12 protein-coding genes and 1 riboswitch are annotated in these 18002 nt (G+C 68.9%); of the genes, 5 read left to right on the forward strand and 7 right to left on the reverse strand.

Annotated features, from left to right (window positions below; translation table 11 throughout):
- Nucleotides 1-11: 11 nt before the first annotated feature.
- The 5 genes from NRF20_RS22765 to hisC form a co-directional block, all read right to left on the reverse strand.
- Entirely contained in the window at nucleotides 12-1718 is a 1707-nt protein-coding gene (locus tag NRF20_RS22765) for a GAF domain-containing sensor histidine kinase (RefSeq protein WP_398628430.1), read from the reverse strand.
- Between the two features lie 57 nt (nucleotides 1719-1775).
- On the reverse strand, nucleotides 1776-5294 hold the full coding sequence (cydD, locus tag NRF20_RS22770; RefSeq protein WP_413753195.1) for a thiol reductant ABC exporter subunit CydD: 3519 nt from the start codon (nucleotides 5292-5294) through the stop codon (nucleotides 1776-1778).
- 79 nt (nucleotides 5295-5373) lie between these two features.
- Nucleotides 5374-6375, reverse strand: coding sequence for a cytochrome d ubiquinol oxidase subunit II (cydB, locus tag NRF20_RS22775; RefSeq protein ID WP_266359746.1), 1002 nt, complete (start codon nucleotides 6373-6375; stop codon nucleotides 5374-5376).
- A gap of 18 nt (nucleotides 6376-6393) precedes the next feature.
- Nucleotides 6394-7905 carry a cytochrome ubiquinol oxidase subunit I gene (locus tag NRF20_RS22780; protein WP_413753196.1) on the reverse strand — a complete coding sequence of 504 codons (1512 nt, stop codon included), beginning with the start codon at nucleotides 7903-7905 and terminating at the stop codon, nucleotides 6394-6396.
- 306 nt (nucleotides 7906-8211) lie between these two features.
- Nucleotides 8212-9291, reverse strand: coding sequence for a histidinol-phosphate transaminase (gene hisC / locus NRF20_RS22785; RefSeq protein WP_398628428.1), 1080 nt, complete (start codon nucleotides 9289-9291; stop codon nucleotides 8212-8214).
- A 370-nt stretch (nucleotides 9292-9661) separates the two neighbouring features.
- Here hisC and NRF20_RS22790 point away from each other — a divergent pair, with 370 nt between their 5' ends.
- The 3 genes from NRF20_RS22790 to NRF20_RS22800 all read left to right on the forward strand — a co-directional run bounded on the left by NRF20_RS22790 (nucleotide 9662) and on the right by NRF20_RS22800 (nucleotide 13013).
- Nucleotides 9662-10774, forward strand: coding sequence for a LacI family DNA-binding transcriptional regulator (locus NRF20_RS22790; RefSeq protein ID WP_398628427.1), 1113 nt, complete (start codon nucleotides 9662-9664; stop codon nucleotides 10772-10774).
- Nucleotides 10775-10947: 173 nt separating this feature from the next.
- Nucleotides 10948-12006, forward strand: a complete 1059-nt coding sequence (locus NRF20_RS22795; RefSeq protein ID WP_398628426.1) for a metallophosphoesterase — start codon at nucleotides 10948-10950, stop codon at nucleotides 12004-12006.
- A gap of 182 nt (nucleotides 12007-12188) precedes the next feature.
- Complete coding sequence (locus NRF20_RS22800; protein WP_413753197.1) at nucleotides 12189-13013, forward strand: hypothetical protein; 825 nt, start codon at nucleotides 12189-12191, stop codon at nucleotides 13011-13013.
- 84 nt (nucleotides 13014-13097) lie between these two features.
- Here the strand turns inward: NRF20_RS22800 and NRF20_RS22805 are convergent, their stop codons facing one another.
- On the reverse strand, nucleotides 13098-13226 hold the full coding sequence (locus NRF20_RS22805) for a hypothetical protein (protein WP_398628424.1): 129 nt from the start codon (nucleotides 13224-13226) through the stop codon (nucleotides 13098-13100).
- Between the two features lie 309 nt (nucleotides 13227-13535).
- On the opposite strand from NRF20_RS22805, the gene NRF20_RS22810 reads away from it, so the two are divergent.
- Nucleotides 13536-14618: a hypothetical protein gene (locus NRF20_RS22810; protein WP_398628423.1), complete on the forward strand. Its 1083-nt coding sequence runs from the start codon at nucleotides 13536-13538 to the stop codon at nucleotides 14616-14618.
- A 10-nt stretch (nucleotides 14619-14628) separates the two neighbouring features.
- Here NRF20_RS22810 and thiC read toward each other — a convergent pair whose 3' ends face one another.
- A complete protein-coding gene (gene thiC, locus NRF20_RS22815) occupies nucleotides 14629-16476 on the reverse strand; it encodes a phosphomethylpyrimidine synthase ThiC (RefSeq protein ID WP_398628422.1) in 1848 nt (615 codons plus the stop codon).
- Nucleotides 16469-16602: riboswitch (TPP riboswitch) on the reverse strand. It overlaps the preceding gene by 8 nt.
- 70 nt (nucleotides 16603-16672) lie before the next feature.
- Here thiC and NRF20_RS22820 point away from each other — a divergent pair.
- Complete coding sequence (locus NRF20_RS22820) at nucleotides 16673-17983, forward strand: YibE/F family protein (RefSeq protein ID WP_398628421.1); 1311 nt, start codon at nucleotides 16673-16675, stop codon at nucleotides 17981-17983.
- The last annotated feature ends 19 nt before the right edge of the window (nucleotides 17984-18002 follow it).

Below are 18002 nucleotides of genomic sequence, written 5' to 3' on the forward strand. Positions count from 1 at the left end.
CCCGACCGCCCTCAGATCGGCGCCTCCCACACCACCGTCGTGCCGCCCCCGTCCTCCCCGATACCGGGCCCGAACCAGCTCGCACCGCCGAGGGATTCCGCCCGGCGCGCCAGATTCCGCAGCCCGCTGCGCCGACCGCCCTCCTGGATGCCCACCCCGTCGTCGGCGACCGACAGCCGCACCGCGTCCCTCCCGTCGGGCAACGTGGCGGTTGCATCGACGACCACTTCGATCAACGACGCCTCGGCATGCCGGAAGGCATTGGACAGCGCCTCCCGCAGCGCAGCGATCAGGTTCTTGCCGGTCAGCTCGCCGACCAGCGAATCGACCGGGCCGAGGAAGCGGTGCGAGGGCTTGAAGCCCAGCGGGACCGCCGCCATGTTGATCTCGCGCAGGACGCGGGTGCGCAGCCCGGACGGCGCCTCGGCCGGCTCCTGCTGCAGTGCGAAGATCGCGGTACGGATCTCCTGGATGGTCACGTCCAGTTCATCGACCGCCCGGCCGACACCCGTCTGCACCTCGGGCACGACCGACCGGCGCTGGGCGCTCTCCAGCATCATCCCGGTGGCGAACAGCCGCTGGATGACCAGGTCGTGCAGATCGCGGGCGATCCGGTCGCGGTCCTCGTACACCGCGAGCCGCTCCCGGTCCCGCTGTGCCTCGGCCATCATCAGCGCGAGTGCGGCCTGCGAGGCGAACTGGGTGGCGAGGGTCCGTTCCGTCTCCGTAAACGGCCTCTCACCGCGGGCACGAGGGGTGGCGAGCGCACCCAGCACCCGTCCACCGCTGTGCAGGGGCAGCAGCATGCTGGGGCCGAACTGGTGGGCCAGCGTGGTGACCATGCGGGGATCGGTGGCCGAGTCGTCCACGAAGACCGCCTCACCGTCCAGCAGCTTCGTAACCACCGGGCTCTCCGGCCCGATGATCACCCCCAGCTGGGCAGAGGGGTTGTCCGCGGAGACGGCAACGATCTCCAGACCGCCCTCCTCGGCCGGCAGCAGCACGATCCCGGCGGCGGACGCGGCAAGATGGCGGGCCTGTTCGGCGACGACGGAGAGCGCGTCATCGGCGTCACCGCCGGACAGCAGGGCGGTGGTCACGGCCACCGAGCCGTCGATCCACCGCTCGCGCTGGCGTGCCGCCTCGTACAGCCGGGCGTTGCCGATGGCGATCCCGGCCTCCGTGGCGAGCACCCGCACCATGTGCAGGTCGTAGTCGTTGAACTCGCCCCCGTCGTCCTTCTCGGCCAGATAGAGATTTCCGAAGATCTCTCCCTGTACCCGGATCGGAACGCCGAGGAAGGTCCGCATCGGGGGATGGCCGGGCGGGAATCCGGCGAACCTCGGATCGGCCGTCAGATCGGCGAGCCTCACCGGTACCGGGTCGTGGATCAGTGCACCGAGCAGCCCCCGGTGCCCGTCGGGGCGGCGGCCGATCTCGTGCGCCACCTCGTCCGAAACTCCGTACGTGACGAAATCGGAGAGCCCCGCACCCTCCTCGTCGACGACGCCGATGGCGGCGTAGCGGGAGTGGGCGAGTTCCGCCGCCGTCTCACAGATCCGGTCGAGGGTGGAGTGCAGTTCGAGGCCCGTGCCGACGGAACGCATGGCTTCCAGCAGCTGCGGTACGCGGGCGGTGAGTTCGGTGGACAGGCCCTGCAGGCTGCGTGTCGCCTGTGTCGCGGCTTCGAGTGAGTCCTTCGGGTCCTGCTCTGGCATACCCCGAGACTAGTTAGTCCTCATTCGGGAGGAAAGTCGGCTATCGTGCCGCCCGGCTCATGCCCGTGCGCCCACGGCTTTCCCGGGCACCCGTACGGTCTCCCGCTCGCGCTCCAACATCCGGCGCAGCGGCCCCTCCTCAGCGGCGAGACCGGCGTACGGTCCCCGCTGCACGACCCGTCCGGCATCCAGCACCACCACCTCGTCGACGGCTTCGAGCCCTTGGAGGCGGTGGGTGATCAGTACCGTCGTACGCCCCCGGGTGGCGGCCAGCAGGTCCGCGGTCAGGGCGTCCGCGGTCGCCAGGTCGAGATGTTCCGCGGGCTCGTCCAGAACGAGTACGGGAAAGTCGGCGAGGATCGCCCGGGCCAGGGCGAGGCGCTGGCGCTGGCCGCCGGAGAGGCGTGCGCCGTGTTCGCCGACAAGAGTGTCGAGCCCGTCGGGCAGCGCCTCGGCCCAGTCGAGCAGTCGTGCCCGGTCGAGAGCGGCCCGCAGTTCCTCGTCCGTCGCACCGGTACGGGCCAGCCGCAGGTTCTCCCGGATGGAACTGTCGAAGATATGGGCGTCCTGGGCGCACAGCCCGACGAACTGCCGGACCGTGTCCCCCTCCAGTGCGGAGGCATCGACACCACCGATCCGGTACGTCCCCGCCCGTGCGTCCAGGAAACGGAGCAGGACCTGCGCGAGAGTCGTCTTCCCGGAGCCAGAGGGACCGACGACGGCGATGCGTCGGCCGGCCGTCAGCCTCAGGTCGACGGAGTCCAGGGCGTCCCGCTCCGCTTGCGCGTAGCGGGCCGACAGCCCCCGTACCTCCAGCGGGAAGGGCGATCCGGGTGTCTCGGCCGGGCTGCCGGGTTCGTGCACGGGCAGTGGGGCGTCCAGCACCTCGTGCACCCGCTCCGCACTCCGCTTGACCCGCTGCCGGTACTGCACGGCGAGCGGCAGACCGGTCACGGCCTCGAAGGCGGCCAGCGGCGTGAGTACCACCACCGCGAGCTCCACGCCCGCGAGCCGGCCGTCGTACACGGCGGGGAGTGCGACGAGTGCGGTGGCGACGACGGTGAGGCCGCCGATCAGAGCGATGAGGCCGCCGCCGAGCGCGGTGGCGGTGGCCGCGCGGGCGGCGATGCGGGTCAGGACGCCGTCGGCCTCCCGGGTCCGCTCCGAGCGGGCGGGCAGGGCGCCCGCAACGGTCAGTTCGGCGGTCCCGCCGAGCAGGTCCGTGATCCGGGTGGCCAGATCGGCACGTGCGGGGGCCAGTTGGCGTTCCGCGTGGCGGGAGCAGGCGCCGCTGACCAGCGGTACTCCCGCTCCGGCCAGCAGCAGTCCGGCGGCCAGCACGACGCCTGCCGCAGGCAGTAGCCAGCCGATGAATCCGGCGGTCGCCGCCCCCACGACGACGGCGGTCCCGACGGGCAGCAGCCAACGCAGCCAGTAGTCCTGCAAGGCGTCGACGTCGGCGACGAGCCGGGAGAGCAGGTCCCCGCGCCGGGTGCGGCGCAGACCGGCCGGCGCGATGCGCTCCAGCCCCCGGTAGACCGCAACGCGCAGCTCGGCAAGCATCTTGAGCACAGCGTCGTGCGACACCAGGCGCTCGGCGTAGCGGAAGACGGCCCGTCCGAGGCCGAAGGCGCGGGTAGCGGTCACGGCGACCATCAGATAGAGCACCGGGGGCTGCTCGGAGGCGCGGGAGATCAGCCAGCCGGAGACGGCCATGAGCCCGACGGCCGAGGCCAGGGCGAGGCTTCCCAGCAGCAGCGCGAGCGCCAACTGTCCGCGCTGTGCCCCTGCGGCCTCCCTGACCCGGGCCAGGACCTGGCCCGAGCGTGCCGCGGTGTCCCGCAGCACCCCTGGCTCCGGCACAGTGTCACTCTCGCCGACGGGTGCGTTCGTCGGCCGTGGCACCGCGGCGAACACCTCGGGCTTCTCCGGCCGAAGTGTCAGGCCCGGTTCCAGTGTCACCACCCGGTCGGCCACCGAGAGCAGCGCCGGGCGGTGCACGACCAGCAGCACGGTCCGCCCCGCCGCCAGCCTCCGTACCGCCTCGACGATGCCCGCTTCCGTCTCGCCGTCCAGGCTCGCGGTCGGTTCGTCGAGCAGCAGCAGCGGCCGATCGGCGAGGAAGGCCCGCGCGAGCGCGAGGCGCTGGCGCTGGCCGGCGGAGAGGCCTGCGCCGTCCTCGCCGAGGAGCGTCTGCGCGCCGTCCGGCAGTTCCGCCACGAAGTCGTACGCCCCCGCGTCCCGCAGCGCTGCCGTCACGGCGTCGTCGTCCGCGTCCGGCCGGGCCAGTCGTACGTTCTCCGCGATCGTGCCTGCAAAGAGATACGGGCGCTGCGGCACCCAGGCAATCCGTTCCCGCCAGCGCTCGGGGGCCAGCGTCGCCAGATCGACGCCGCCGATCCGCACCCGTCCCTCGTCGGGTGCCGTGAATCCCAGCACCACATCGAGCAAGGTGGACTTCCCGACACCGCTCGGGCCGACCAGGGCAACGGTCTCCCCCTCGTCCACCACCAACGAGGCCCCGTCCAGCGAAGCTTCGGTACGGCCTTCGTGCCGTACGGTCACTCCCTCCAGCTCCAGCCGCAGCGACTCCGGAGTGTTCTCCGTACCGCCCGGCCGGGGCTCGGTCTCCAGGACCGAGAAGATCTCCTCCGCGGCCGAGAGCCCCTCGGCGGCCGCGTGGTACTGCGCGCCGACCTGGCGGATCGGCAGATAAGCCTCGGGCGCCAGGATCAGCACCACCAGGCCGGTGTAGAGGTCGAGTTCGCCGTGCACGAGCCTCATGCCGATGGTGACGGCGACGAGGGCCACCGACAGGGTCGCCAACAGCTCCAGGGCGAAGGACGACAGGAACGCGATCCGCAGCGTCCGCAGCGTGGCCCGCCGGTACTGCGAGGTGATGGTGCGGATGGATTCGGCCTGGGCCTTGGCCCGGCCGAAGACCTTCAGCGTCGGAAGTCCGGCGACCACGTCGAGGAAGTGCCCGGAGAGCCGGGACAACAGCCGCCACTGGCGGTCCATCCGCGACTGGGTGGCCCAGCCGATCAGGATCATGAAGAGCGGGATCAGCGGCAGCGTGACCACGATGATCGCTGCCGAGACCCAGTCCTCGGTGACGATCCTGGCAAGGACCGCCACCGGGACGACCACCGCGAGTCCGAGCTGCGGCAGATATCGCGCGAAGTAGTCGTCGAGGGCGTCGACCCCACGGGTGGCAAGCGCCACCAGGGAGCCGGTGCGCTGCCCGCTCAGCCAGCCGGGCCCGAGCGCCGCGGCCCGCTCCAGCAGCCGGCCGCGGAGTTCGGACTTGACCGCCGCGCTGGCCCGGTACGCGGCCAGTTCCGTCAGCCACGAGACCAGCCCCCGGCCGAGCGCGACGGCCGCGAGCATGATCAGCGGAGTCCGCAGCCCGGAGACGGTCAGTCCGTCCTCCAACCCGCCCACCACCACTTCGGCGATGAGCATGGCCTGGGCGATGACCAGCGCCGCCCCGACAACTCCGAGTGCCACCACGGCTGCCAGGAAGAGGCGGGTGGCGCGGGCGTAGCGGATCAGGCGCGGGTCGATCGGTTTCACGTGAAACAGCCCCCAGTGAGCTCGGTCGGCGGACCAGGGCCTGTCCGGCAAATCAGGGTCGGGCAGGCCCCGGGTGCGTTCAGTGCGCTTCGGCGATGTGCTGCGTACCGATGCGCTTACGGAACACCCAGTACGTCCAGCCCTGGTAGAGCAGGACGACCGGGGTGGCGATCCCCGCGCACCAGGTCATGATCTTCAGCGTGTACGGGGTGGACGAGGCGTTGGTGACCGTGAGGCTCCAGGCGTCGTTCAGCGAGGACGGCATGACGTTCGGGAAGAGCGTCAGGAAGAGCATCGCGACCGCGGCCACGATGGTCACGCCGGAGAGCGCGAACGACCAGCCTTCACGTCCCGCCGCGATCGCACCGATCGCACCGACCAGTGCCACCACGGTGATGATCATCGCCAGCAGGCTCCAGCCGTCGCCGCTGTCGATCTGGGTCCAGATCAGGAAGCCGAGTGCGAGCACCGCGGTGACCGGCCCGAGCTTAAGCGCCAGCTTGCGCGCCCGCTCCCGGATGTCCCCGACGGTCTTGAGCCCCGCGAACACGGCACCGTGGAAGGTGAAGAGAGTGAGCGTGACCAGTCCGCCGAGGATGGCGTACGGGTTGAGCAGGTCCCAGAAGGTGCCCGCATACTCCATGTCGGCGTCGATCTTCACGCCGCGCACGATGTTCCCGAAGGCCACGCCCCAGAGCAGGGCCGGGATCAGTGAGGTCCAGAAGATCGCGTGTTCCCAGTTGGTCTGCCACTTCTCCTCGGGACGCTTCGACCGGTACTCGAAGGCGACACCTCGCACGATCAGGCAGACCAGGATGATCAGCAGCGGCAGGTAGAAGCCGGAGAACAGGGTGGCGTACCACTCGGGGAAGGCGGCGAAGGTCGCACCGCCCGCGGTGAGCAGCCACACTTCGTTTCCGTCCCAGACGGGCCCGATCGTATTGATCAGAACTCGCCGCTCCTTGCGGTCGCGGGCCAGCAGCTTGGTGAGGACACCGATCCCGAAGTCGAATCCCTCCAGGAAGAAGTAGCCGGTCCAGAGGACGGCGATGAGCACGAACCAGACGTCGTGGAGTTCCATCTCTCAGCTCCTCTGCTCTCAGTAGGAGAAGGCCATCGGCTGGTCGGCGTCGTCATGGTCGTCGCCGCCGATCTTGGTGGGCGGGTTGAGGTCGGCCTCCGTGAGCTCCGGCGGTCCGGCCTTGATGTACTTCACGAGCAGCTTGACCTCGATCACCGCGAGCGCGGCGTAGAGCAGGGTGAAGCCGATCATCGAAGTGAGTACCTCGCCCTGTGAGGTGCCGGGGGAGACCGCGTCGCGGGTCTGGAGCACGCCGTAGACGACCCAGGGCTGGCGACCCATCTCGGTGAAGATCCAGCCCCAGGAGTTGGCGATCAGCGGGAAGAGCAGCGTCCAGAGCGCGACGATCCAGTAGCACTTGGCGAGCTTCGGGCTGAGGGCCTTGTTCTTGAAGAGGACCAGATGGGGCACTTCGTCCTCACCGGTCCTCATCCCCGGCGGCAGCATGAACTTCCTTCGCGTCAGCCACAGTCCGAGGATGCCGAGGGCGAAGGACGCCATTCCGAAACCGATCATCCAGCGGAAGCTCCAGAACGCGACCGGGATGTTGGGCCGGTAGTCACCGGGACCGAACTTCTCCTGCTCGGCCTTGTTGATGTCATTGATGCCGGGGACGTACGAAGTGAAGCTGTCGTCGGCGAGGAAGGACAGTATCCCCGGGATGGAGATCTCCACGGTGTTGTGGCCCTTGGCCACATCGCCGACCGCGAAGATCGAGAAGGGTGCCGAGTTCTGCCCCTCCCAGAGCGCCTCGGCGGCTGCCATCTTCATGGGCTGCTGCTTGAACATGACCTTTCCGAGCTGGTCACCGCTGATGGCGGTGAGAAGTCCGGCGATCACCACGGTGACCAGTCCGAGCCGCAGCGAGGTCCGCATCACCGGGATGTGCTTCTTGCGCGCCAGATGGAAGGCGGCGATGCCGACCATGAACGCGCCTCCGACCAGGAAGGCGGCGGTGATGGTGTGGAAGAACTGGGCGAGCGCGGTGTTCTGGGTGAGCACATGCCAGAAGTCGGTGAGTTCGGCCCGGCCGCGCTCCTTGTTGATCCGGTAGCCGACCGGGTGCTGCATCCAGGAGTTGGCCGCCAGGATGAAGTAGGCGGACAGGATGGTCCCGATGGAGACCATCCAGATGCAGGCGAGATGGATCTTCTTCGGCAGCTTGTCCCAGCCGAAGATCCACAGCCCGATGAACGTGGACTCGAAGAAGAAGGCGATCAGTGCCTCGAACGCGAGCGGGGCACCGAAGATGTCGCCGACGAACCGCGAGTAGTCGGACCAGTTCATACCGAACTGGAACTCCTGGACGATGCCGGTGACGACACCCATGGCGATGTTGATCAGGAAGAGCTTGCCCCAGAATTTCGTCGCTCTGAGGTACTTCTCGTTGTTCGTCCGCACCCAGGCGGTCTGCAGGCCGGCGGTGAGCGCAGCGAGAGAGATCGTGAGTGGGACGAACAGGAAGTGGTAGACGGTGGTGATACCGAACTGCCATCGCGCCAGGGTTTCCGGCGCCAGAGCTAGCTCCACGTCGTCTTCTCCTTAATTCGCCGTAGTGACACCGGCAGTTTGCCCTTTTAATCCGACTAATGACGGGAGGAAACAGGACACGCTTGTGAACGCGTTCACATTCACAAGCAATTATGACGCACAGACTTTCGGGACGTTCGGGCGGGGTACCCCTCTTGGGATGTTCCGACCAATCCCCCCGAAGCAGACACACGGAAGCGCCGCGTTCCGGGCACCCCTCAGGCCTCGAACGCAACGGCCCCGCACCTCGGCGATCGAGGTACGGGGCCCTGGGCCTTCCGGTGTGCGCAGGCGGCCTGCGCCGATCTACAGCTCCTTGCGGTACGACTCCGTCACCTTCAGGAACAGATCGTTCGCCTCGTCCTCCCCGATCGAGACCCGCACACCCTCGCCGGCGAACGGCCTGACCACCACACCGGCCCGCTCACACACCGCGGCGAAGTCTGCAGTACGGTCCCCGAGCCGCAGCCAGACGAAGTTCGCCTGGGACTCCGGCACGGTCCACCCCTGGTCCGCCAGCGTCCGCTGCACCCGCTCGCGCTCGCACACCAAGGAGCCGACCCTCCCCAGGAGTTCGTCCTCGGCGCGCAGCGAGGCCACCGCCGCGTCCTGTGCGAGCTGACTGACCCCGAAGGGCACCGCCGTCTTGCGCAGTGCGGCCGCCACCGGCTCGTGAGCCACAGCGAAACCGACCCGCAGACCGGCCAGGCCGTACGCCTTGGAGAACGTCCGCAGCACCGCCACATTGGGCCGGTCCCGGTAGATCTCGATGCCGTCCGGCACCTCGACGTCGCGGATGAACTCCCTGTACGCCTCGTCGAGCACCACCAGGACATCGCCCGGCACCCGGTCCAGGAACCGCTCCAGCTCAGCCCGGCGCACAACGGTGCCGGTCGGGTTGTTCGGGTTGCAGACGAAGATCATCCGGGTGCGGTCCGTGATCGCGTCCGCCATCGCGTCGAGGTCGTGCACCTCACCGTCGGTCAGCGGAACCTTCACCGAGGTCGCACCGCTGACCTGCGTGATGATCGGGTACGCCTCGAAGGAGCGCCAGGCGTAGATGACCTCGTCACCCGGGCCCGAGGTGGCCTGGAGCAGCTGCTGCGCCACACCGACCGAGCCGGTTCCGGTGGCGAGGTGAGAGACGGGCACACCGAAACGGTCGGCCAGCTCATTCATCAGACCGGTGCAGGCCATGTCCGGATAGCGGTTGAAGTTCGCAGCCGCGGCCAGGGCGGACTCCATCACCCCGGACAGCGGGGGATACGGGTTCTCGTTGGAGGACAGCTTGAACGCAACCGGTCCGCCGGCGGCAGCCGGCTTGCCCGGTACATAGGCGGGAACGCCGTCCAGCTCGGCGCGCAGCTTGGGGCTCGTCTCGCTCACCGCAGGTCCTCCTCGACCGTCTGTACACATCAATACTGCTCACCTTATGAGGATTGGGCGCTGCTGCGAATGGCCGGAACGTCCAATCGTCCGGTGCGACCGGGAATGGGGGGAGCGTTTCCCTCCCCGACGTGCGCCGGTGGCTCACTCCGTGGCGCGCGTCCCTCGAAGAGGTGAGATGAGACCTCTTCGAGACATCGGCCATTTAGTAGGCCCATCGGGTTCGATACATGACACATTGCGATCGATCCAGCCAACGCCCTTGATTTGCAAGGCATTTGATACTTATTGATCATGCAGAAACGTGCCTGTCAACAAGTGAGTGTGCGACCGGGCCAACCTCCCGTCCGCGCCCTACTATCGGCTCGCCATGACAGCAGCAGGGAAGCACCAGGTGAGCCGGGCGGAGACACCCCGGCGCGGCAGCCGGCAAGGACGAGCGGGAATCCGGGATGTGGCCGCCGCCGCCGGAGTCTCCATCACGACCGTCTCCGACGCGCTCAACGGCAAGGGCAGGCTCCCGGACGCCACCCGCCGCCATGTCCGCGAGGTCGCAGAGCGCCTGGGCTACCGCCCTTCCGCCGCGGCCCGAACCCTCCGTACCGGCAAGTCCGGCCTCATCGGCCTGACCGTGACGACCTACGGGGACGAACCTTTCACCTTCACCGAATTCGCCTACTTCGCCGAGATGGCCAGAGCGGCCACCTCCGCCGCGCTCGCCCGCGGCTACGCCCTCGTCATCCTGCCCGCCACCTCACGCCATGACGTCTGGTCGAACGTCGCTCTCGACGGCACCGTCGTGATCGACCCATCCGACCAGGACCCGGTCGTCACGGAGCTCGTACGCCAGGGGCTGCCCGTCGTCTCGGACGGACGGCCGGCCGGAACCCTCCCGGTCACCGCCTGGGTCGACAACGACCACCGGGCCGCCGTGCTCGACCTCCTCGACCATCTCGCCGCCGCCGGGGCCCGCCGCATCGGCCTGCTCACCGGCACCACCACCGACACGTACACCCGTCTCTCCACCACCGCGTACCTCCATTGGTGCGAGCGCGTGGGACAGGCCCCGGTGTACGAGTCCTACCCCGCCCACGACCCGTGCGCGGGTGCGGTCGCCGCCGACCGGCTACTCGCCCGCCCGGACCGGCCCGACGCCGTCTACGGGCTCTTCGACCCCAATGGCACCGACCTGCTGGCAGCCGCCCGCCGCTACGGTCTGCGCGTCCCCGAGGACCTTCTGCTGGTCTGCTGCAGCGAGTCCACCGTGTACGCGACGACCGAGCCCCCCATCACCACGCTCTCGCTCAAGCCGCGCAGAATCGGCACGGCGGTCGTCCAGCTCCTGATCGATGCCATCGAAGGTGTGAAACACGACGGACCGGTGGAGCAGGTCATACCGACAGAGCTCATCGTCCGGACGTCCTCGCAACGCCGTCCGCCCCGCACCACGGTCAGCCCACCGCGCTCTCCCGCCGGGGATTGATCAGGCGATTTCGGACCAAACGGCCGGTGAACCTGATGTGCGCCCGGATTCACCACCCCTGGTGCGTCACACAGCACGATCCGCATTCCTATGATGGGCGCACGACACCGCGGACCGCCCCGACCAGCAGGGCCCGTCAGGTGTACGGCGGCGCGACGGTGGTGGAGGGGTCGATGACACAGGGGGCCGGTCAGGAACCCGTGGTGCGGACTGCGACGTTGCGTGACTTCCGCGTACCGCCCTATGCGCAGACTCCGGTGCCGCCTGCACCGCCGCACCCGGGCAATGCCGTTCCGGGAGACGAGCTGCCGGAGGGGTACACACCCACCGCGCGCGACCTTCCCGTGATCAACCGTGGTGACACGGTCCAGGTGCGGGCCGTCCCCGACCCGCGGCCCGTGCCGGAGCCGGGACTCGGGCCGCTGTACGTCGTCGGCGATGTCCACGGCTATCTGGACGAGCTCCACGCCGCCCTCGCCGAACAAGGCCTCATCGACGCCGAGGGCAACTGGTCCGCGGGCAATGCCCGGCTCTGGTTCCTCGGTGACTTCACCGACCGGGGCCCCGACGGCATCGGCGTCATCGACCTCGTGATGCGCCTCTCCGCCGAGGCCGCGGCCGCGGGCGGCTACTGCAAGGCGCTGATGGGCAATCACGAACTGCTGCTCATCGGCGCCAAGCGGTTCGGCGACACCCCGGTGAACTCCGGCGCGGGTACAGCCACCTTCCAGGCCGCCTGGCTGCTCAACGGCGGCCAGAAGAACGACATGGAGCGTCTTCAGGACGTCCACCTCCAGTGGATGTCGCGGCTCGACGCGATCGTCGAGGAGGACGGGCATCTGCTGATGCACTCCGACACGACGGCGTACCTCGACTACGGCGCCACCATCGAGGACGTCAACGACACCGTGCACGCCATTCTCACGCGTAACGACGCCGATGAGTGCTGGGACCTCTTCCGGAAGCTCACGAAGCGGTTCGCCTTCCGCGACGAGGCGGGGCCGCAGGCTGTCCGGGAGCTGATGTCGGCCTACGGCGGTCAGCGCATCGTCCATGGTCACAGCCCCATTCCGTACCTACTTGGCGAGGTCGGCTCGGAGGACGGCGAGGACGGCTCCGGCCCCGTGGTCGAAGGCCCGCACGTGTACGCGGACGGGCTCGCCATCGCCATGGACGGTGGAGTGACCATGGCCGGAAAGCTACTGGTCGTCCAACTGCCCCTGCATGACTGACGTTCTTCTGGGAAGACGCATCCACGACCTGACCACGCAGACCGCTGGGCCGATTTCCGGAAACCCCCTGTCACCTCGTGCCGTGGGCGCTCTACCATCGGCGTATCAGTAGCAGGCTCTCCTCCGTTTCCGCCCAACTGCCCGGTCCGAGCGGGTACTCAGGCCCTACGGAGCATCGGGGGATGCACATGAACAGCGCTCCGCACCTGCTGGCCGAGGACCGCCCCGAGTATGAGCGGATCCTCGACGACGCACTGCGTCACGCCCATGAACGACCGGATCTGGCCGCGGTCGGCGAGCGGCTCAACGCCGTGCAGCTGCGCACCATGGCGCTGGACGCCACGGCGCTGATCACCGCGACGGCCGCCACCGAGTACGAGCACTATGTGAAGGCCCGCGAAGAGCTGCGCGGACCGGCCGAAGGAGCGGGCCAGGATCCGGGCCACGGGTCCGGCACTGACGGCCGGAACCAGTCGGGCGCCGGCATAGGAGCCGTCGTCACGGTCCTGGCGCCCGTGCTGGCCGGCACTGCCGCGTTCATATTCCTGCTGTCCGGCTATCTGCTGAGGCTGCTCAATCCGCCGCCGTCCTTCGCCTCCACCATGGTCGCCGCAGGCTGGTTCTTCGCGGCGGTCATGGCCGCCGCCATCCTGGCCGCCGCCGTCGGACTGCTCATCACCGCGCTGCGCAACGGGTCGGCGTCGCAGCCCGCCGAGGATGCCGAGAACGAGTTGCCGGAGGATGTGGCGCGCGCCAGAGAGGCATGGCGCCACGCACTGCTGGAGCGCGGCATACTGCCGTTCCTGCGGGACGCGCTAGCCGACCCCGACGCCGGCCCCGCGTCGCGCACACCGCTTCGTTCGGCGAACCGCATCCCGAAGATCGGCTACAGCCGGCCGGACTTCACCAGCCCGGACGACGGTCCGGCGGCGGGCCCCCGCCCGACATTCACCAGCCCGGACTTCACCAGCCCCGACTTCGGCGGCCCCGAGCACGAACTGGACTGACCGGGTCCGGGCACCGGGCCGACGGGACGCCGGCCCGAGAAGTCCTGGCCTCTCGGGCCGGCGTCCCGTTGCGCGCGTCCCGCGTCAGTCCGCGATCGGCAGATAGACCCGGTTGCCGGCCGCCGCGAACTCCTTGGACTTCTCGGCCATGCCCGCGTCGATCTCCGCCTGGGAACCGCCGTGTTCCCGACGGATGTCCTGGGAGATCTGCATCGAACAGAAGGGCGGACAGCACTGGCCCCGAACTGCGCGCGAGGTCGCAGCTCAGCACCCGGGGGCCTCTCCGGTCTCGGGCGCCTCCTCCGGTGGAGGAGCCGTACGAGCGTGGCGGCGTTGAGCGCGCAACGTGACCAGCCTCTCGGTCCTGCGGCTCGGCCAGACTCCCGCTGAGGGCCAGAAGCGACAGCAACCGCACCGGGCCCTCCACCCGCCGCCTCCGCCTCTGCCTCCGCCTCCGGTGTGACGTCCTACGATGCGTCAGTCCTCCGGCGGATCCGGATCATCGTGCGGCAAGGGAAGTCCATGCGCCTGTCCAGCTACGTCAAGAAGGCCGCCATGAGCGCGGCGGCGATACCCCTCTTCGCCGGGTGCACTGGGGAACAGGGTGCGGGTGGGGCCGTGGAGCGAGCTGCGGAGAGGCCTGCCTCCTGGACGGACCTGCCGGTGCGGACGGGCGCACGGGACGTCGTCCACACGGACACCGACCACCGGTCGTACGCCGTCAGGATCACGGTCAAGAGCCTGGTCCGGGGCTCGGAGGAGGACATGCGGGGGGCGCGCGCGGACGAAGAGCTGAAGGGCATGGTCCCCCACTACCTCAGCTTCGAGGTCACCAACACCGGTCGGAAGAGGATCCCCGCTGCCTACATGGTGGACAGCAACTTCGCCCTGAACGGCACCGACTGGGCGCGCGGGGAGGAGGTCTACATCAGCGGCGGCAGGGCAGGCGGGGTCGACCTGCCCTGCGCGGACACCGCGCCGAAGACGCTGGCGCCCGGCGACTCGTACAACACTTGCGTGACCTACGCGCTGCCCGAGGGCGTCGGCGTGCTGTCGCTGACGCACAACGCCGACGGCTACCTCGACGAGGGCGGCGCGGTCGCCACCTGGCCCGTCGAGGGCGGCCTCGATGCGGCGTCCGCCGGGCTGGCGGAGCCAGGCGACCTCGTCCGCGTCCGGTGGGACGCCCACGAGGACGGCGTCCTCGAACTGCCCGCCACGCTGGTGTCCGTACGCCGGGGCAGCGCGGCCGACCTCGCGGGTCTGGACCTCAACCTCAACGAGAAGGAGCGGCGCGGCGTCCCGTACTACGTGTCGGTCACCTACACCAACACCGGCCCGAAAGACCTCTACGCCGACCAGGCCGACCACGTCCGCCTGCTCACCGAGGGCGGTCGGCAGATATGGGGGAAGACCCCCTTCGTCCTCGACACGAAGATCCCCGGCTGTCCGTCCGACTGGGTCGCCCGGACGATCCCGCCGGGCGACAGCGTGACGGAGTGCAGCATCCACCTGGTGACGGACGACGGCGACAAGCCGTTCGCGGTGGGTTTCGCGGAGGCGGGCCAGCCGGGACTGGTGGCCTGGCGGGCCCCCCTCCGCTGAGGCGGCCGGGTCAGCCGGCCGACCTGCCGCCCGTCTCCGCGAGCGGCAGGTACACACGGTTGCCTGCCGCCGCGAACTCCTTCGACTTCTCCAGCATCCCGGCCTCGATCTCTTCAGGCGTCGAGCTGGCGTCACCTCCGAACTGCTCTGTGATGCTTCTGCTGATCTTCATCGAGCAGAACTTCGGGCCGCACATCGAGCAGAAGTGCGCCGTCTTCGCCGGCTCGGCCGGCAGCGTCTCGTCGTGGAACTCCCGGGCCGTGACCGGGTCGAGAGCCAGATTGAACTGGTCCTCCCAGCGGAATTCGAAACGGGCATCGGAGAGCGCGTCGTCCCAGTCCTGAGCCCCCGGGTGCCCCTTGGCGAGGTCCGCCGCATGGGCCGCGATCTTGTACGTGATGACGCCGGTCTTCACATCGTCCCGGTTGGGCAAGCCGAGGTGCTCCTTGGGCGTGACATAGCAGAGCATCGCCGTGCCCCACCATGCGATCATCGCCGCACCGATGCCCGAGGTGATGTGGTCGTACGCCGGGGCGACATCGGTGGTCAGCGGGCCGAGCGTGTAGAACGGCGCCTCCTCGCAGATCTCCTGCTGGAGGTCGATGTTCTCCTTGATCTTGTGCATCGGGACATGGCCCGGGCCCTCGATCATGGTCTGGACGCCGAATCGCTTGGCGATCGTGTTCAGCTCACCGAGCGTGCGCAGTTCGGCGAACTGGGCCTCGTCGTTGGCGTCGGCGATCGAGCCTGGGCGCAGCCCGTCGCCCAGCGAGTACGTCACGTCGTACGCGGCGAGGATCTCGCAGAGCTCCTCGAAGTGCTCGTACAGGAACGACTCCTTGTGGTGCGCGAGGCACCACGCCGCCATGATCGAGCCGCCGCGGGAGACGATGCCCGTCTTGCGGCGGGCGGTCAGCGGTACGTAGGGCAGGCGCACGCCGGCGTGGACCGTCATGTAGTCGACGCCTTGCTCGGCCTGCTCGATGACGGTGTCCTTGTAGATCTCCCAGGTCAGCTCCTCGGCCCGGCCGTCGACCTTTTCGAGGGCCTGGTAGAGGGGAACGGTGCCGATCGGCACGGGGGAGTTGCGCAGAACCCACTCACGGGTGGTGTGAATGTTGCGGCCGGTGGAAAGGTCCATGACCGTGTCGGCGCCCCAGCGCGTCGCCCATGTCATCTTCTCCACCTCCTCCTCGATGGAGGACGTCACCGCGGAGTTGCCGATGTTGGCATTGACCTTCACCAGGAACCGCTTACCGATGATCATCGGCTCGATCTCGGGGTGGTTGACGTTGGCCGGCAGCACGGCCCGGCCCGCGGCGATCTCCTCGCGCACCACCTCGGGTTCGACGTTCTCCCGGATCGCCACGTACTCCATCTCCGGGGTGATCTCGCCCCGGCGGGCGTACGCGAGCTGGGTCACCGGCTGCCCGTCCCGGCTGCGGCGGGGCAGGCGCGGGCGGCCGGGGAAGACCGCGTCGAGGTTGCGCAGCCCTTCCCCAAGCTCTCGACTTCGCTCGATCAGGGGAGACCCCATTCGCGGCGAGGTGTGCTTGAGCCCGTCGTCCTCGGGGCGGGCGGGGCGGCCCGGGTACTCCTCGGTGTCGCCGCGCGCGATGATCCAGTTCTCCCGCAGCGGTGCGAGTCCGCGACGGACATCGGTATCGGTGGTGGGATCGGTGTAGGGGCCCGACGTGTCGTACAGCGTCACGTCCTTGCCGTTGGTGAGGTGCACCTGACGGACCGGCACCCGGAGGTCCGGGCGTGAGCCCTGGACATACCCCTTGTGCCAACCGATGGACTTCCCGGCCTCGTCGCTCTGGTTCGAGGCAGGCGTGCGTGCGTCCGATGTGGTCATGAGACCTACTCCCTACGCCGGCATTACCCGGTAACAGGTTCGGCGGTCGGCGCAGCCTCTCCCGTACGGATGTACGGATATCAGCGCCCTCTCAGCCCGGTGCTCCGAGCTCCCGCGTGTGCAAAGGTTCCTCCACGCTAGCGCCCTGTCCGGCGTAATGAACAGAGGGCCCTTCTCTCCTTGCGATGATCGGCCGGTGACGTCCCCCCATACCGACCCCGAACCGCACGGCCACTCGCACAGCCATGGCCCTGCCGCGCCCGTCTCCAAACATCTGCGCAAGGTCATCGCGGCCGTGCTGATCCCGTTCGCCACCGCGGTCGTAGTCGGCCTGGTGGTGCTCTGGCCGGGCGGCGCGCCCCCGCACGAGCGGACCGGTGTCGGCTTCGACCGGCAGACCCAGCAGGGAAAGGTGGTGAATATCGACAAGGTGGACTGCAAGGACGTGAACGCCGCCCAGACACCCATCAGCGGCGCGACCACCCCACCGTCGGGGAACGGGCCCGGGCTGTGCGAGAAGGCCACCGTAGAGGTGACGACCGGTCACGACAAGGGCCGGACCTTCGTCGAGATCGTCCAGCCGGACGCACCCCGTCAGTTGCACGAAGGGCAGGGCGTGGTCGTGGCGTACGCCCCCGACGCGCCCCATGATCTGCAGTACTCGGTGACGGATGTGAACCGGAAGTTCCCGATGACGCTGCTGGCCGGGATCTTCGCCCTGGTCGTGATCGCGGTGGGCAGGATGCGTGGGGTGATGGCACTGGTCGCGCTCGCCGTGTCGTTCGCCGTGCTGACCCTGTTCATCCTCCCGGCCATCCTCCAAGGCTCGAATCCACTGCTCGTCGCGGTGGTCGGGGCCAGTGCGATCATGCTGATCGCGCTCTACATGTGCCACGGCCTGACCGCCCGCACGTCGGTCGCGGTGATCGGCACACTCATCTCATTGCTGCTGATCGGGCTGCTCGGATCGCTCTTCATCGGCTGGGCGAGCCTGACCGGCAACACCGACGACAGCACCGGCCTCATCCACGGCCTGTACCCGCACATCGACATGAGCGGTCTGCTGCTGGCCGGTGTCATCATCGGCTCGCTCGGGGTGCTCGACGATGTGACGGTCACCCAGACATCGGCAGTCTGGGAGCTGCACCAGGCGAACCCGACGATGGGTGCTCGGGGGCTCTACCGTGCGGGGATCAGGATCGGGCGCGATCACATCGCCTCGGTCGTCAATACGCTGGTGCTCGCCTACGCGGGCGCCGCACTGCCGCTGCTGCTGCTGTTCTCGATCGCCCAGAGCAGCGTGGGGACGGTGACCAACAGCGAGTTGGTGGCGGAGGAGATCGTACGAACGCTGGTCGGTTCGATCGGACTGGTCGCCTCAGTGCCGGTGACGACGGTGCTCGCGGCGCTGGTCGTCTCCGCGGACCGCACAGGGGTCGGCGCGGAAGCCGGAGCTTCGGCACCCGTACGGACCGGGAAGGGCCGTCGTCGTAGGACGAAGCCTTGAACGCCTCCTTACGGAGAGC

This window comes from Streptomyces sp. R-74717 (genome assembly GCF_047305335.1).
Lineage (GTDB): Bacteria > Actinomycetota > Actinomycetes > Streptomycetales > Streptomycetaceae > Streptomyces > Streptomyces atratus.

Coding starts and splice junctions, on each gene's coding strand:
- cydB (WP_266359746.1), bottom strand. CDS start 6,375: ATGGAACTCCACGACGTCTGGTTCGTGCTCATCGCCGTCCTCTGGACC.
- NRF20_RS22800 (WP_413753197.1), top strand. CDS start 12,189: ATGCACATGAACAGCGCTCCGCACCTGCTGGCCGAGGACCGCCCCGAG.
- NRF20_RS22765 (WP_398628430.1), bottom strand. CDS start 1,718: ATGCCAGAGCAGGACCCGAAGGACTCACTCGAAGCCGCGACACAGGCG.
- NRF20_RS22795 (WP_398628426.1), top strand. CDS start 10,948: ATGACACAGGGGGCCGGTCAGGAACCCGTGGTGCGGACTGCGACGTTG.
- NRF20_RS22810 (WP_398628423.1), top strand. CDS start 13,536: ATGCGCCTGTCCAGCTACGTCAAGAAGGCCGCCATGAGCGCGGCGGCG.
- NRF20_RS22805 (WP_398628424.1), bottom strand. CDS start 13,226: ATGCAGATCTCCCAGGACATCCGTCGGGAACACGGCGGTTCCCAGGCG.
- thiC (WP_398628422.1), bottom strand. CDS start 16,476: ATGACCACATCGGACGCACGCACGCCTGCCTCGAACCAGAGCGACGAG.
- NRF20_RS22790 (WP_398628427.1), top strand. CDS start 9,662: ATGACAGCAGCAGGGAAGCACCAGGTGAGCCGGGCGGAGACACCCCGG.